The 13296-nt window shown below is 57.6% G+C and carries 14 protein-coding genes; 9 read left to right on the forward strand and 5 right to left on the reverse strand.

All coding sequences use genetic code 11. The features are described 5' to 3' along the window. Positions 1–4: 4 nt before the first annotated feature. From JUI81_RS30195 to JUI81_RS30205, 3 genes are all read right to left on the reverse strand, one after another. Complete coding sequence (locus JUI81_RS30195; protein ID WP_009050884.1) at positions 5–277, reverse strand: TfoX/Sxy family protein; 273 nt, start codon at positions 275–277, stop codon at positions 5–7. Positions 278–519: 242 nt separating this feature from the next. After that, complete coding sequence (locus tag JUI81_RS30200) at positions 520–864, reverse strand: pentapeptide repeat-containing protein (RefSeq protein WP_019582853.1); 345 nt, start codon at positions 862–864, stop codon at positions 520–522. A 91-nt stretch (positions 865–955) separates the two neighbouring features. After that, on the reverse strand, positions 956–2512 hold the full coding sequence (locus JUI81_RS30205; protein WP_204125579.1) for a bifunctional aminoglycoside phosphotransferase/ATP-binding protein: 1557 nt from the start codon (positions 2510–2512) through the stop codon (positions 956–958). 119 nt (positions 2513–2631) lie between these two features. Here JUI81_RS30205 and mrcB point away from each other — a divergent pair, with 119 nt between their 5' ends. From mrcB to JUI81_RS30220, 3 genes are read left to right on the forward strand one after another with little or no spacing between them, the layout of a single operon-like run. After that, entirely contained in the window at positions 2632–4950 is a 2319-nt protein-coding gene (gene mrcB / locus JUI81_RS30210; protein ID WP_019582851.1) for a penicillin-binding protein 1B, read from the forward strand. Positions 4951–4966: 16 nt separating this feature from the next. Next, positions 4967–5701: a M48 family metallopeptidase gene (locus JUI81_RS30215; protein ID WP_019582850.1), complete on the forward strand. Its 735-nt coding sequence runs from the start codon at positions 4967–4969 to the stop codon at positions 5699–5701. Next, positions 5701–6036, forward strand: coding sequence for a YqcC family protein (locus JUI81_RS30220; RefSeq protein WP_204125580.1), 336 nt, complete (start codon positions 5701–5703; stop codon positions 6034–6036). Before JUI81_RS30215 ends, JUI81_RS30220 begins: the two co-directional genes overlap by 1 nt. Before the next feature lie 18 nt (positions 6037–6054). Here JUI81_RS30220 and JUI81_RS30225 read toward each other — a convergent pair whose 3' ends face one another. Beyond that, complete coding sequence (locus JUI81_RS30225; RefSeq protein ID WP_019582848.1) at positions 6055–6477, reverse strand: DUF4124 domain-containing protein; 423 nt, start codon at positions 6475–6477, stop codon at positions 6055–6057. Between the two features lie 399 nt (positions 6478–6876). Here JUI81_RS30225 and JUI81_RS30230 point away from each other — a divergent pair, with 399 nt between their 5' ends. From JUI81_RS30230 to msrQ, 6 genes are all read left to right on the forward strand, one after another. After that, positions 6877–8601, forward strand: a complete 1725-nt coding sequence (locus JUI81_RS30230) for an acetolactate synthase 3 large subunit (RefSeq protein ID WP_026331976.1) — start codon at positions 6877–6879, stop codon at positions 8599–8601. A gap of 2 nt (positions 8602–8603) precedes the next feature. Further along, the gene (ilvN, locus tag JUI81_RS30235; protein WP_003205610.1) at positions 8604–9095 is read left to right on the forward strand and encodes an acetolactate synthase small subunit; all 492 of its coding nucleotides are present in this window, start codon (positions 8604–8606) and stop codon (positions 9093–9095) included. A 46-nt stretch (positions 9096–9141) separates the two neighbouring features. Continuing rightward, positions 9142–10158, forward strand: a complete 1017-nt coding sequence (ilvC, locus tag JUI81_RS30240) for a ketol-acid reductoisomerase (protein ID WP_003228216.1) — start codon at positions 9142–9144, stop codon at positions 10156–10158. A 145-nt stretch (positions 10159–10303) separates the two neighbouring features. Beyond that, entirely contained in the window at positions 10304–11161 is an 858-nt protein-coding gene (pssA, locus tag JUI81_RS30245) for a CDP-diacylglycerol--serine O-phosphatidyltransferase (RefSeq protein WP_008006914.1), read from the forward strand. Between the two features lie 63 nt (positions 11162–11224). Continuing rightward, positions 11225–12238: a protein-methionine-sulfoxide reductase catalytic subunit MsrP gene (gene msrP, locus JUI81_RS30250; RefSeq protein WP_204125581.1), complete on the forward strand. Its 1014-nt coding sequence runs from the start codon at positions 11225–11227 to the stop codon at positions 12236–12238. Further along, positions 12238–12858 (forward strand): protein-methionine-sulfoxide reductase heme-binding subunit MsrQ, encoded by a 621-nt coding sequence (msrQ, locus tag JUI81_RS30255; RefSeq protein ID WP_019582846.1) that lies wholly within the window; start codon positions 12238–12240, stop codon positions 12856–12858. Before msrP ends, msrQ begins: the two co-directional genes overlap by 1 nt. A 248-nt stretch (positions 12859–13106) precedes the next feature. Here msrQ and JUI81_RS30260 read toward each other — a convergent pair. Further along, positions 13107–13296 (reverse strand): hypothetical protein (locus JUI81_RS30260; RefSeq protein ID WP_204125582.1); only part of this gene is annotated, 190 nt, incomplete at its 5' end.

The following is a 13296-nucleotide window of genomic DNA, read 5'->3' on the forward strand; positions in this document are numbered from 1 at the left end:
CCGTTCAATTCTTGTGGCGAGACGAAATAGCATCCAGCTGTTTGTTCAAGGCTTCCTTGCGCTCGGCGGGAATGTCGTTCCAGTGAACATCCATCAACGCGCCTTCAATCGCATACAACAACACCTTGGACGCCCGAAAACCGCGAGTGCGCACGGCCCGATAAGCGTCCACAGCTCCCAGCCGACGCAAGTCCGAGGCACTGTGGATGCCCACGGCATGCAGCCATTGCGCCGACGTCTTGCCAAGATTCTTCAGGTGTTGCAGTTCATCATTCATCAAGCCTCCTTGCGACAGCCGAATGGTGCGTGGGCGAGCCTCTCAGCAGTGTAGCCATCAGTAGGAAAAGCGTGATTGTTTGGTCGGTTTCGACGCAAAAGCTTCTAAGAGGAAAGCTCAAGAAGCGGCGTGAAAAGGCGGAGCATGTAGTCCGAGGGGCGTGTGGAAAATTGAGTTTTCGAGCAAAAAAAGTACAAAGTCCAGCGCAAGGCGGGGGCGCTGGACTGGGTGAGACGTCGCTTTTAGCGGGTGCGATAACGCAGGCGTGTACCGAAATTCATCGACATCAGAATCTCATCGGCACTCAGCTCTGGCGGGAAGTAGGCGCCGGAGATCTGCGCGTGGGCCAGGCTCGCGCCTTCCAGGGATGAATTGCGAAAGTCGATGCCGCGCAAGTCGGCAGAGCGAAAATAGGCATCGGTGAAGTCGATGCCGTCGGCGTTCAGTTCACGCAGATCGAGCCCGCGGAAGTCACCACCGACCATGTCGATAGGTCCATCTTTCGGGCGTTCATTGTTGAAGCTTGTGATGTCGTCTTTGTGCAGCAAGGCATAAAGCGGGGTGTCGAGAAGTTTCGGCTGGCTCATGTCACATCACCTGATGGTTTTATGACGCCAGTATAGTGCCACTATTTGACAGCCGTGAAGCCGGTGAGGGCTTCACGGTTGAAATAGTTTCTTACAGACCAGGCAGGCGCTGGCGAATCTGCGCAACGACCGTATCGAGGGTGCCACTTTCATTGGTCTGGACGCGCTTGCTGCAGAGGATTTCTGCTGGCGTCAGTGCCTCGCGGCTGGCTTGCTGGGCGGCGATAACAGCCAGGTTGGCGTCGGACGGATCGTTGTTGTCCGCCTGGCGTTGCTTCAACCAGCTCTCGATCACCGCTTGCGGCGCGTCGCAATCGAGGATCAGGAACGGCGCGCCGGTGGCCTCGGCAATTTTTGCCGCGCTGTCGCGTTGGTCGCGCTTGAGATAAGTGGCATCGATCACCACCGGGAAGCCGGCACGCAGAATTACATTGGCAACCTCATGCAGGCGGGCATAGGTGGCGACGCTGGCGTCGGCGCTATAGATGCCGGCCTGCGGGTCGTTCGGTACGGTCTGTTCGCCGAACATGCGCTTGCGCTCGACATCCGAACGCAGGCGAATGGCACCCAATGCTTCCACCAGGCGCATGGCCACATGGCTTTTGCCGACGGCGGAAACACCGTGGGTGATCGCCAGGAAACGCGAAGGAATGGTGCTGTAGCTTTCCGCCAGGTTGGCGTAGTTGCGGTACTGACGCAGAGTGGTAGCGCGCTGCACCGGATCGGCCTCGGCCGGCATGCTGAACAGGCTGACCTTGGCGCGAACCAGTGCGCGGTAGGCTTTATAGAAGTTCAGCAGCTCAAGGCCCTGGTAGTCGCCGGTCAGTTCCAGGTATTGGCTGATAAAACGGCGCGCCAGGCTCTTCAGGCCGCGGTCTTCCAGGTCCATTGCCAGGAAACCGGTGTCGGCGTAAACGTCGGTGAAGCGGAACGGTTCGTTGAACTCGATGCAGTCGAAGATCACCACTTTGCCGTCGATCACGGTAGCGTTGCCCAGGTGAATGTCACCATGGCATTCACGAATGAAGCCGTCGGCCTTGCGCTGGGCGAACAGCGGCTTGAGGCGCTCGAAGCTGCTTTCGGCCCAGGCTTGCAGTGCCTCGAGTTGCAGCAGATCGGCCTTGTCGCTGAGGAACGGAAGGATTTGTTCGAAGTTCTGGCGTACAGGTGCCATGACGCTGTCCGGCGTGCCGGCTTCGTGTTCGGCAGGCACTTTCGGTGCGCTGAGGTGGAATTGAGCGATCTGCGCCGCCATCTCGTCGATGTGCGTGGTGGTCAATTCGCCGTTGGCTTGCAGGGTGCTGAGCAGTTGGCTTTGTGGGAACTGACGCATTTTCAGGGCGTATTCGACGGCCGGACCATCGCCGCCCAATTGTGGCGCCTCGGCGCTGCCGGTGATTGGCAGCACTTCAAGATACAAGTCATGGGTCAGGCGCTGGTTCAGGCGCAGCTCTTCGCCGCAGAAATGCTTGCGAGCTTCGAGACTGGTGAAATCGAGGAAGCCGAAATTCACCGGCTTCTTCACTTTATAAGCATAGGGACCGGTGAGTATCACCCAGGAAATATGGGTCTCGATGACCTGGAACCCTTCTACGGGATGCGGGTAGAGGGCCGGGTTTTGCAGGGCAGCGATCAGGGACTGGCTCACAGGCGATCCTTCAGAGTCTGGGGGAAAATTCAAGGCCGTCATTATGGCTGCAAGTCCGTCCGACGCAAACCTCGGTGGGCTCCTGTTGAGTATGAATAAAGTGCGTATAATCCGCCGCCATGACTCGAACTCGATCCCCCCGCACCCCTAAAAAACCACCTTCCAAGGGCATGCGCCCCTGGCTGGGTTGGGCCCTTAAACTCAGCCTGGTCGGCCTTGTGGTGCTCGCCGGGTTCGCGGTTTACCTCGACGCCGTGGTCCAGGAGAAGTTCTCCGGCAAGCGCTGGACCATCCCGGCCAAGGTGTACGCGCGCCCGCTCGAGCTGTTCGTCGGACAAAAGCTCAGCAAGGACGACTTCCTCACCGAACTCGATGCCTTGGGCTACCGACGCGAAGCTGTCAGCAACGGCCCCGGCGCGGCGGCTGTCAATGGCAATACCGTCGACTTGAACACCCGAGGCTTCCAGTTCTATGAAGGGCTTGAGAAGCCTCAGCCCGTGCGCGTGCGCTTCTCCGGCGACTATGTGGCCGAACTCTCGTCGACCAACGATGCGAAGCTGTCCGTGGTGCGACTGGAGCCGCTGCTGATCGGCGGGATTTACCCGAAAAACCTTGAAGACCGCATCCTGATCAAGATCGATCAGGTTCCGCCGTATCTGCTCGAAACCCTGGTTGCCGTAGAGGACCGGGATTTCTACAGCCACTGGGGCGTGTCACCGAAGTCGATTGCCCGAGCTATCTACGTCAACACCTCGGGCGGCAAGATGACCCAGGGCGGTAGTACGCTGACGCAACAGTTGGTCAAGAACTTCTACCTCACCAGTGAACGCAGCCTGACCCGTAAGCTCACTGAAGCCATGATGGCGATGTTGCTTGAGCTGCATTACGACAAGAGCGAAATTCTTGAGGCTTACCTCAATGAAGTGTTCGTCGGCCAGGATGGTCAGCGCGCGGTGCACGGCTTCGGCCTGGCCAGCCAGTTCTTCTTCGGGCAGCCATTGTCCGAGCTGAAACTGCACCAGGTCGCTTTGTTGGTGGGCATGGTCAAGGGGCCGTCCTATTACAACCCGCGTCGCAACCCTGAGCGGGCGCTGGAGCGGCGCAATCTGGTGCTCGATGTTCTGAAGGAACAAGGCGTTGCCAGCGCCGAACAGGTTGAGGCGGCGAAGAAAATGCCACTGGGTGTGACCACTCGCGGCAAGTTGGCCGACAGCTCGTTCCCGGGCTTCCTTGATCTGGTTAAACGTCAGTTGCGCGAAGACTACCGCGACGAAGACTTGACCGAAGAAGGGCTGCGAATCTTCACCAGTTTCGACCCGATCCTGCAGATGAAAGCCGAAGCCTCGGTCAACGACACGTTCAAACGTCTTTCGGGTCGCAAGGGTTCCGATGACGTGGAAGCGGCGATGGTCGTGACCAACCCGGAAACCGGAGAGGTCCAGGCCATGATCGGCAGCCGTCAGGCGAGTTTTGCCGGTTTTAACCGTGCGTTGGACGCGGTGCGACCGATCGGCTCTTTGATCAAGCCGGCGGTTTATCTGACCGCTCTTGAAAAACCGAGCCAGTACACGCTGACCAGTTGGCTATCGGACGACTACTTCTCGGTCAAAGGCGCGGACGGTCAGATCTGGAAGCCGCAGAACTATGATCGCCGTTCCCACGGCACGGTGTTCCTGTACCAAGGGTTGGCGCATTCCTACAACCTGTCGACCGCGCGTCTCGGGTTGGCGGTGGGCGTGCCGAATGTCTTGAAGACCCTGGCACGCCTGGGCGTAAGCCGCGAATTCCCGGCGTTCCCGTCGATGTTGCTCGGTGCCGGCGGTATGACCCCGATCGAAGTGGCGACCATGTACCAGACGCTGGCCAATGGCGGGTTCAATACGCCGATGCGCGGGATTCGCAGCGTACTGACTGCCGAGGGCGAGCCGCTCAAGCGTTATCCGTTCCAGATTCAGCAGCAATTTGATCCGGCGTCCATTTACCTGATCCAGAACGCCATGCAGCGCGTCATGCGCGAAGGTACCGGCAGTTCGGTTTATAACGTGTTGCCGAAAACCCTGACCCTGGCCGGTAAGACTGGTACCAGTAACGATTCGCGGGACAGCTGGTTCGCCGGTTTCAGTCAGGATCTGCTGGCCGTGGTCTGGCTGGGGCGCGATGATAATGGCAAGACACCGTTCACCGGTGCCACCGGCGCGTTGCAGGTCTGGACCAGTTTCATGCGCAAGGCCGATCCGCTGCCGCTGGACATGCCGCAACCGGACAACATTGTTCAGGCCTGGGTCGATTCACGCACCGGTCAAGGTTCCGAAGCCAACTGCCCAGGCGCGGTGCAGATGCCGTATATTCGCGGCAGCGAACCGCCTCCCGGTGCTGCTTGCGGTGGCGAAAGCCCTGCAGAATCGGTGATGGATTGGGTCAAGGGCTGGATGAATTAAGCAAAGAGGATTTGAAGTGAACAAGTGGTTGATTCCAGCGGTGACTGCCGTGGCTTTGCTCAGCGGCTGCTCCACTGTACAGCGTGGTTCGATCCCGGTTGTGGACGCCGGCACTGCCGTCTCCAACAGTGAGCGGATTTCGGCGAATGGCGGTTTCCGTCAGTCGACGGTGAAACGTCCTGTACAAGCTCAGACTCAGGCGATCCCGCAAGGTGACACCGGGGTCGTGGTGATGGTCCCGGGTGGTGGCGCCGTCTCCTCGGCACCGATCAGCACTTCGCCGATTACCCCGGGCCCGATTACTCCGGGGCCGATTGATACCTCGCCGGTTCAGTCGGCACCGATCAATCAGGGCAGTTACAGCATGCCGTCGACGCCCAGCGGGATTCCTTCGGCGAACTCCGGCGGTCTGTCCGCCGATGAACAACTGGACGGTCCGGTCCTGGCATTGTTGACCACTGCCCAGCAGCAACAGGCCAGTGGCGACCTTAATGGTGCATCTTCCAGTCTCGAACGTGCCCAGCGTGTTGCACCACGCGAGCCGCAAGTGCTTTATCGCCTGGCCCAGGTACGTATGGCTCAAGGTGATGCGGCACAGGCCGAGCAGTTTGCCCGTCGTGGTCTGACGTTCGCCAATGGGCGTCCGGACCTTCAGGCCAGCCTGTGGGAATTGATCGCCCAGGCCCGTGAGAAACAGGGTGATCCGGCCGGTGCAGCATTGGCTCGTCAGAAGGCCAAGGTTTCGCTGTGATGGATACTCGCTTTCCGAAGATTGCCGAACAGTTGCTGTTGATCGAGCGCGAGCTGCGCGTTCAGGGCTGGTGGGATGAAGTACCGCCGTCCGCTGAGGCGCTTTCCAGCGTTGAACCATTTTCGGTGGATACGCTGGATTTCGAGCAATGGCTGCAATGGATCTTCTTGCCAAGGATGAAGTCGATCCTGGAGCAGGATCTGCCGTTGCCCAACGCATCGGGCATTCAGGAGATGGCCGAAATGGTCTTCGCCTCCCGCAATGTCCAAGGCAAGGATCGGCAGCTTCAGGCCTTGCTCAAAGAGTTCGACGCGTTGATCATCGTTTCCCGCTGAATCGGATACTGCCAGTGCTTACTGGCAGTTTTTCGCAATCTGTTTCTGTGCTTCGGTGATGCGCTCCTGACGTTGTTGGTCGGTCAGGCGGCGCGTCTCGCCGTCGACTTCCTCCCGCAATCGCGGATTGTTCTGCAGTTGAGCCAGGTTCGTCCGAGCCTGTTCGCAGAACACTTTTAGCTGGGCCTGCTGCTCGGCGACCTGCTTTTTCACTTTGTGATCGATGGCCTTTTGATCGCCGATGACGTTGCCGTGCGGTAGCACGCCCGGTTTGCCGATGGGCGGGGAGGGCGTGACCATGACGGTGGCCTCCCGGCCCTGGGGCGGCTGCGCATCGAAATGGGTGACGCCCTGGGCATCGACCCATTTATAGATCTGACCCGCCATGCACAAAGGGCTCAGGCTGATCAGTAAGCTGGCGGTGAAGATGAGCGTTCGCATGCCATTTCCTTATCGGGGGTGCGCAATTGAAGCTAACACAGTTGCGGTTTAAAGGTTTTTTCTTGCGTTCTCATGCGCTTAGTTCAATAAAGCACATTGACGGCTTGACTTGCGATGGGCGAAACAGAAGAATCCAAAGTCCGCTGTAGAGGGACTGCCAGAAGCAGACCCACTCGGTAGATCATGAGGCGCACATCCGCGCCGACCTGTTACACCCGCAACGCGTTACCTCGCGCTGGGTGGGAAAGGCCCGCAACACTTGGGACGATCCCAATACTTGCTCAGTCAGTGCTGACGTAGTCGGCGACCACCGTCGCTCATGCTCTGCCGAGAAGTAAACCTATTAAGACCCGTCCTCTTGTATGTGGGCGGTATTCTGGCGTTTTAGAGGTGAACAACGTGGAGCTTTTATCTGGCGGTGAGATGCTCGTCCGCTTTTTGCGTGACGAAGGCGTCAAATATATCTACGGGTACCCGGGTGGTGCTCTTCTTCATGTCTATGATGCCCTGTTCAAGGAACCGGAAGTGACCCACATCCTGGTTCGTCACGAGCAGGCTGCGACCCATATGGCTGACGGCTATGCCCGTGCCACCGGTAAAGCCGGCGTGGTACTGGTGACCTCCGGCCCGGGCGCAACCAACGCCATCACCGGTATTGCCACGGCCTACATGGACTCCATTCCGATGGTGATCATTTCCGGCCAGGTGCCTAGCACCATGGTAGGCACCGATGCGTTCCAGGAAACCGACATGATCGGTATCTCCCGGCCGATCGTGAAGCACAGCTTCATGATCAAGCACGCTTCGGAAATCCCGGAAGTCATGAAGAAGGCGTTCTACCTGGCGCAATCCGGTCGTCCTGGTCCGGTCGTTGTCGATATCCCGAAAGACATGACCAACCCGGCCGAAAAGTTCGAATACATCTTCCCGAAAAAAGCCAAGCTGCGTTCCTACAGCCCGGCCGTTCGCGGTCACTCCGGGCAAATCCGCAAGGCAGCCGAAATGCTTCTGGCGGCCAAGCGCCCTGTGTTGTATTCGGGCGGCGGCGTGATCCTCGGTGGTGGCTCTGCGCCGCTGACCGAGCTGGCGAAGATGCTCAACCTGCCAGTGACCAATACCCTGATGGGCCTGGGTGCCTACCCTGGCACCGACCGTCAGTTCATCGGCATGCTCGGCATGCACGGCAGCTACACCGCCAACCTGGCGATGCACCATGCCGATGTGATCCTTGCAGTCGGCGCGCGTTTCGATGACCGCGTGATCAACGGCCCGGCCAAGTTCTGTCCGAATGCCAAGATCATTCACATCGACATCGACCCGGCTTCGATCTCCAAGACCATCAAGGCAGACGTGCCTATTGTTGGCCCGGTCGAGAGCGTCCTGACCGAAATGGTCGCGATCCTCAAGGAAATCGGCGAGACCCCGAACAAGGAGTCCGTTGCCAGCTGGTGGAAGCAAGTTGATGAGTGGCGCGGTGACCGCGGTCTGTTCCCTTACGACAAGGGCGACGGCAGCGTGATCAAGCCGCAGACCGTGATCGAAACCCTGTGCGAAGTGACCAAGGGCGACGCCTTTGTGACCTCCGACGTGGGTCAGCATCAGATGTTCGCGGCGCAGTACTACAAGTTCAACAAGCCGAACCGTTGGATCAACTCCGGTGGCCTGGGCACCATGGGCTTCGGTTTCCCGGCGGCCATGGGCATCAAGCTGAGCTTCCCGGATGACGATGTCGCCTGCGTAACAGGCGAGGGCAGCATCCAGATGAACATTCAGGAACTGTCGACCTGCCTGCAATACGGTTTGCCGGTAAAAATCGTCATCCTGAACAATGGTGTGCTGGGTATGGTTCGCCAGTGGCAGGACATGAGTTATGGCAGCCGTCACTCGCACTCCTACATGGAATCGCTGCCTGACTTCGTCAAACTGGCAGAGGCCTATGGTCACGTTGGCGTGCGCATCACCGACTCGAAAGATTTGAAGTCGAAGATGGAGGAGGCGTTCGCCATGAAAGATCGCCTGGTGGTTATCGATATCTCGGTTGACACCAGCGAGCACGTCTACCCGATGCAGATCAAAGACGGCTCCATGCGTGATATGTGGTTGAGCAAGACGGAGCGTACTTAATCATGCGGCACATTATTTCCCTGCTTCTGGAAAACGAACCGGGCGCTCTGTCTCGTGTAGTCGGCCTGTTTTCGCAGCGCAACTACAACATCGAAAGCCTGACCGTGGCGCCGACCGAAGACCCGACTTTGTCGCGTCTGACGCTGACCACTGTCGGCCATGATGAAATCATCGAGCAGATCACCAAGAACCTGAACAAACTGATCGAAGTGGTCAAACTGGTCGACTTGTCGGAGAGTGCTCATATCGAGCGCGAACTGATGCTGGTCAAGGTCAAGGCTACCGGCGCCCAGCGCGCCGAGATCAAGCGCACCACCGATATTTATCGTGGGCAGATCGTTGATGTCAGCGCCAGCGTGTATACCGTTCAATTGACCGGTACCAGCGACAAGCTCGACAGCTTCATTCAATCGATCGGCACTGCCTCGATTCTGGAAACCGTACGCAGTGGCGTCACCGGGATTGCCCGCGGCGACAAAGTACTGAGCATCTAAACCAAATTAGCGAATGGCCTGAGGGCCAGATATAAAGGGGAAATTCATGAAAGTTTTCTACGATAAAGACTGCGACCTGTCGATCATCCAGGGCAAGAAAGTTGCCATCATTGGTTACGGCTCCCAAGGCCACGCTCAAGCGTGCAACCTGAAAGACTCCGGCGTTGACGTTACCGTTGGCCTGCGTAAAGGTTCGGCCACCGTTGCCAAGGCTGAAGCCCACGGCCTGAAAGTGACTGACGTTGCTTCCGCCGTAGCGGCTGCCGACCTGGTCATGATCCTGACCCCGGACGAGTTCCAGTCCTCCCTGTACAAGAACGAAATCGAGCCGAACATCAAGAAAGGCGCCACTCTGGCCTTCTCCCACGGCTTCGCGATCCACTACAACCAGGTTGTTCCGCGCGCTGACCTCGACGTGATCATGATCGCGCCGAAAGCTCCGGGCCACACCGTGCGTTCCGAGTTCGTCAAAGGCGGCGGTATCCCTGACCTGATCGCTATCTACCAGGATGCTTCGGGCAACGCCAAAAACGTTGCACTGTCCTACGCTGCCGGCGTTGGTGGCGGTCGTACCGGCATCATCGAAACCACCTTCAAGGACGAGACCGAAACCGACCTGTTCGGCGAGCAAGCCGTTCTGTGCGGCGGTACCGTTGAGCTGGTAAAAGCCGGTTTCGAAACCCTGGTTGAAGCTGGCTACGCGCCGGAAATGGCCTACTTCGAATGCCTGCACGAACTGAAGCTGATCGTTGACCTCATGTACGAAGGCGGTATCGCCAACATGAACTACTCGATCTCCAACAACGCTGAGTACGGCGAGTATGTGACAGGTCCGGAAGTAATCAACGCCGAGTCCCGTCAGGCCATGCGCAATGCCCTGAAACGTATTCAGGACGGCGAATACGCCAAGATGTTCATCAGCGAAGGCGCCACCGGCTATCCTTCGATGACCGCCAAGCGTCGTAACAACGCCGCTCACGGTATCGAAATCATCGGTGAGCAACTGCGCTCCATGATGCCGTGGATCGGTGCCAACAAGATCGTCGACAAAGCCAAGAACTAAGTCACGAGCTTGTACGGAAAACGCGGCCTAGGCCGCGTTTTTTCGTTTGGATCCGCCGGTTCTGGTATAAAGCTGCATCGTTTGCGGTCGAACCGTCGTCCCAGACACCTGTCGAAACTTTCCACCCCGTTGCAAGGTAATGTCCATGAGCGAACGTCCCGAAGAGCCAAAGCAGGCTTCTGACGCCGAAAGCCTTCTGCCCATCGATGAGCACATCGAAGAAGGGCATGACGCTGAAGGCCGTAAAGTCCGGCATCGTGGTATCTATCTTCTGCCGAATCTGTTCACCACTGCGAACCTGTTCGCAGGGTTCTATTCCATCATCAACTCGATGAGCGCCCAGAGCGCCTTGAGTGCCGGTGATGCAATCGGCGCGAGCAAGTATTTTGCGTTTGCCGCGATCGCGATTTTTGTCGCCATGGTGCTCGACGGCCTCGACGGTCGCGTCGCTCGCATGACCAACACCCAAAGCGCCTTCGGTGCGGAGTACGACTCGCTGTCGGACATGGTTGCCTTTGGCGTCGCGCCGGCTTTGCTGGCATTCGGCTGGGCCTTGGGCGATATGGGCAAAGTCGGCTGGATGGTCGCCTTTATCTATGTGGCGGGTGCGGCGTTGCGCCTGGCACGCTTCAACACGCAGGTCGGCACCGCCGACAAGCGCTACTTCATCGGTCTGGCCAGCCCGGCCGCGGCCGGTGTGGTCGCGGGAATTGTCTGGGCGTTCAGCGATTACGGCATTCAGGGTTCCAAAATGTCATTCCTGGTTGCGCTGATGGTTGCCGCCGCGGGCATGCTGATGGTCAGTAACATCAAGTACAACAGCTTCAAGGAGCTGGACTTGAAGGGGCGCGTTCCCTTCGTCGCGATCCTGGCAGTGGTGCTGGTATTTGCCGTTGTATTCAGTGATCCGCCGCGCATCCTGTTGCTGGTTTTCCTCGCCTATGCGGCTTCCGGGCCGGTGCAGTACCTGCTGCGTCTTCGTCGGCACAAAAAAGCCGAGTGATGTAATTTCCCTCATACTCCGCAGTCTATGGGTGCATCTGTCCTCCAATGCTGCGGAGTTGCCATGCTGATCAAAGTCCCCAAAGCGTCTGACTGTCATGAGTCAGACGTCACGCCTGAATCTCTCTACCTTTCTCGTCGCAATGTATTGGGCGCGGCCGTTGCCGGTTTGGCTGTGAGTACGCTGCCGCGCTGGGCGAGTGCCGACGATGCTGCGCGTTATGCCGATGTCGAGCCTGGCAAGGCGCCGTCCTGGTTTGCCGAAAAACTGCCTTCCACTAAATGGGGGGCGGTCAACGTCAAGGATGAAGCAATCACGCCTTTCAAGGATGCGACCCACTACAACAACTTCTATGAGTTCGGTACCGACAAAGGCGATCCTGCGGCCAACGCCGGTGCGCTAAAAACCGAACCGTGGAGCGTGGTGGTAGACGGGGAGGTAGGTAAGCCGGGGCGATATGCGCTGGAAGACTTCATGAAGCCTTATCAGCTGGAAGAGCGTATTTATCGTCTTCGCTGTGTAGAGGCCTGGTCGATGGTCATTCCATGGATAGGTTTTCCAATTTCGGCTTTGCTGAAGGAAGTAGAACCGACGTCCAAGGCCAAGTTCATTCGCTTTGAAACCCTGCAAGATCCCAAGAGTATGCCTGGACAGCGTTCTGGCTTCGCCTTGATCGACTGGCCATATGTAGAAGGGCTGCGCCTGGATGAGGCGATGAATCCGTTGGCGATTCTCGCTGTAGGCATGTATGGACGTGAGTTGCCCAATCAGAACGGTGCGCCGCTACGTCTGGTGGTGCCGTGGAAATACGGCTTCAAGAGCATCAAGTCCATCGTGCGAATCAGCCTGGTCAGTGAGCAGCCGAAAACCACCTGGCAGAGCATTGCCTCGAATGAGTATGGCTTTTATGCGAACGTGAACCCGACAGTCGATCACCCGCGCTGGACGCAGGCACGGGAAAGACGTTTACCGAGCGGTCTGTTCAAGCCCAATGTGCGGGACACGCAAATGTTCAACGGCTACTCGGATGAAGTCGCTTCTTTATATGTAGGGCTCGATCTGCGGAAGAATTACTGATGCGATATCTGTTCTGGCGTATTGGTGTCTTTATCGCCGCGGCGGTTTGGCCGCTGCTTTGGTTGTATCAGGCCTGGGTGGATGTGCTGGGGCCTGATCCAGGAAAGGTGCTGGTTGATCGTCTGGGGTTGGGGACGCTTGTCCTGCTGCTCATTACGTTAAGCATGACGCCTTTGCAGAAACTCACCGGTTGGTCGGGGTGGATAGCTGTCCGACGGCAGTTGGGGTTGTGGTGTTTCGCCTATGTGGTTTTGCATTTGAGCGGCTATACGGCGTTCATCCTCGGCTTTGATTGGTCACAACTGGGTATCGAGTTGCGCAAGCGGCCGTACATTATCGTCGGGGTGCTGGGGTTTCTCGGTTTGTTGGCGCTGGCGGTTACCTCCAATCGTTACAGTCAGCGGCGTTTGGGCGTTCGCTGGAAAAGATTGCATCGGTTGGTCTATGTGATTCTCGGGCTTGGGTTGCTGCATATGTTGTGGATCGTTCGCGCCGATCTGAGGGAGTGGGCGATCTACGCTTCTATAGGTGCGTTGTTGTTAGTATTGAGATTGCCGCCTGTAACGCGCCGAATTCCACGTTTAATCGTTAAAAAGGCACCTTCTGCAAGAAAGGCGTAATTAAAGGTTGACGGCAGATCCTGGATGTCTATAATTCGCCCCACTTCCGGCGCAGTCGAAACGGAAAACTCCTTGTTAAACAACGAGTTACGCAGTTTTCGGCAGCGGTTGCACTTCAGATCATCGAAGCCAGAAGGAGTTGGTAGGGCAGGGTATTGTCGCCTTATTGACGGTTCGATCTTCTCGGTCGAAAGCGGAGAAAAAGAGGTGTTGACAGCAGCGACTAACGCTGTAGAATTCGCCTCCCGCTAACGAGAGATCGGAAGCGCAAGTGGTTGAAGTTGCTGATGTTTCTTACGGGAAACTTTGAAAACTTCTGAAAATAACCGCTTGACAGCAATAGAGGCTGCTGTAGAATGCGCGCCTCGGTTGAGACGAAAGATCTTAACCAACCGCTCTTTAACAACTGAATCAAGCAATTCGTGTGGGTGCTTGTGG

It is taken from the genome of Pseudomonas sp. 008, from assembly GCF_016861935.1.
Classification (GTDB): domain Bacteria; phylum Pseudomonadota; class Gammaproteobacteria; order Pseudomonadales; family Pseudomonadaceae; genus Aquipseudomonas.

Bases quoted from the DNA above. Each gene is read 5' to 3' on its own strand.
- pssA (WP_008006914.1), top strand. From the start codon at position 10,304: ATGAGCGAACGTCCCGAAGAGCCAAAGCAGGCTTCTGACGCCGAAAGC.
- JUI81_RS30220 (WP_204125580.1), top strand. From the start codon at position 5,701: ATGGATACTCGCTTTCCGAAGATTGCCGAACAGTTGCTGTTGATCGAG.
- JUI81_RS30200 (WP_019582853.1), bottom strand. From the start codon at position 864: ATGAGCCAGCCGAAACTTCTCGACACCCCGCTTTATGCCTTGCTGCAC.
- JUI81_RS30225 (WP_019582848.1), bottom strand. From the start codon at position 6,477: ATGCGAACGCTCATCTTCACCGCCAGCTTACTGATCAGCCTGAGCCCT.
- msrP (WP_204125581.1), top strand. From the start codon at position 11,225: ATGCTGATCAAAGTCCCCAAAGCGTCTGACTGTCATGAGTCAGACGTC.
- mrcB (WP_019582851.1), top strand. From the start codon at position 2,632: ATGACTCGAACTCGATCCCCCCGCACCCCTAAAAAACCACCTTCCAAG.
- ilvN (WP_003205610.1), top strand. From the start codon at position 8,604: ATGCGGCACATTATTTCCCTGCTTCTGGAAAACGAACCGGGCGCTCTG.
- JUI81_RS30195 (WP_009050884.1), bottom strand. From the start codon at position 277: ATGAATGATGAACTGCAACACCTGAAGAATCTTGGCAAGACGTCGGCG.
- msrQ (WP_019582846.1), top strand. From the start codon at position 12,238: ATGCGATATCTGTTCTGGCGTATTGGTGTCTTTATCGCCGCGGCGGTT.
- ilvC (WP_003228216.1), top strand. From the start codon at position 9,142: ATGAAAGTTTTCTACGATAAAGACTGCGACCTGTCGATCATCCAGGGC.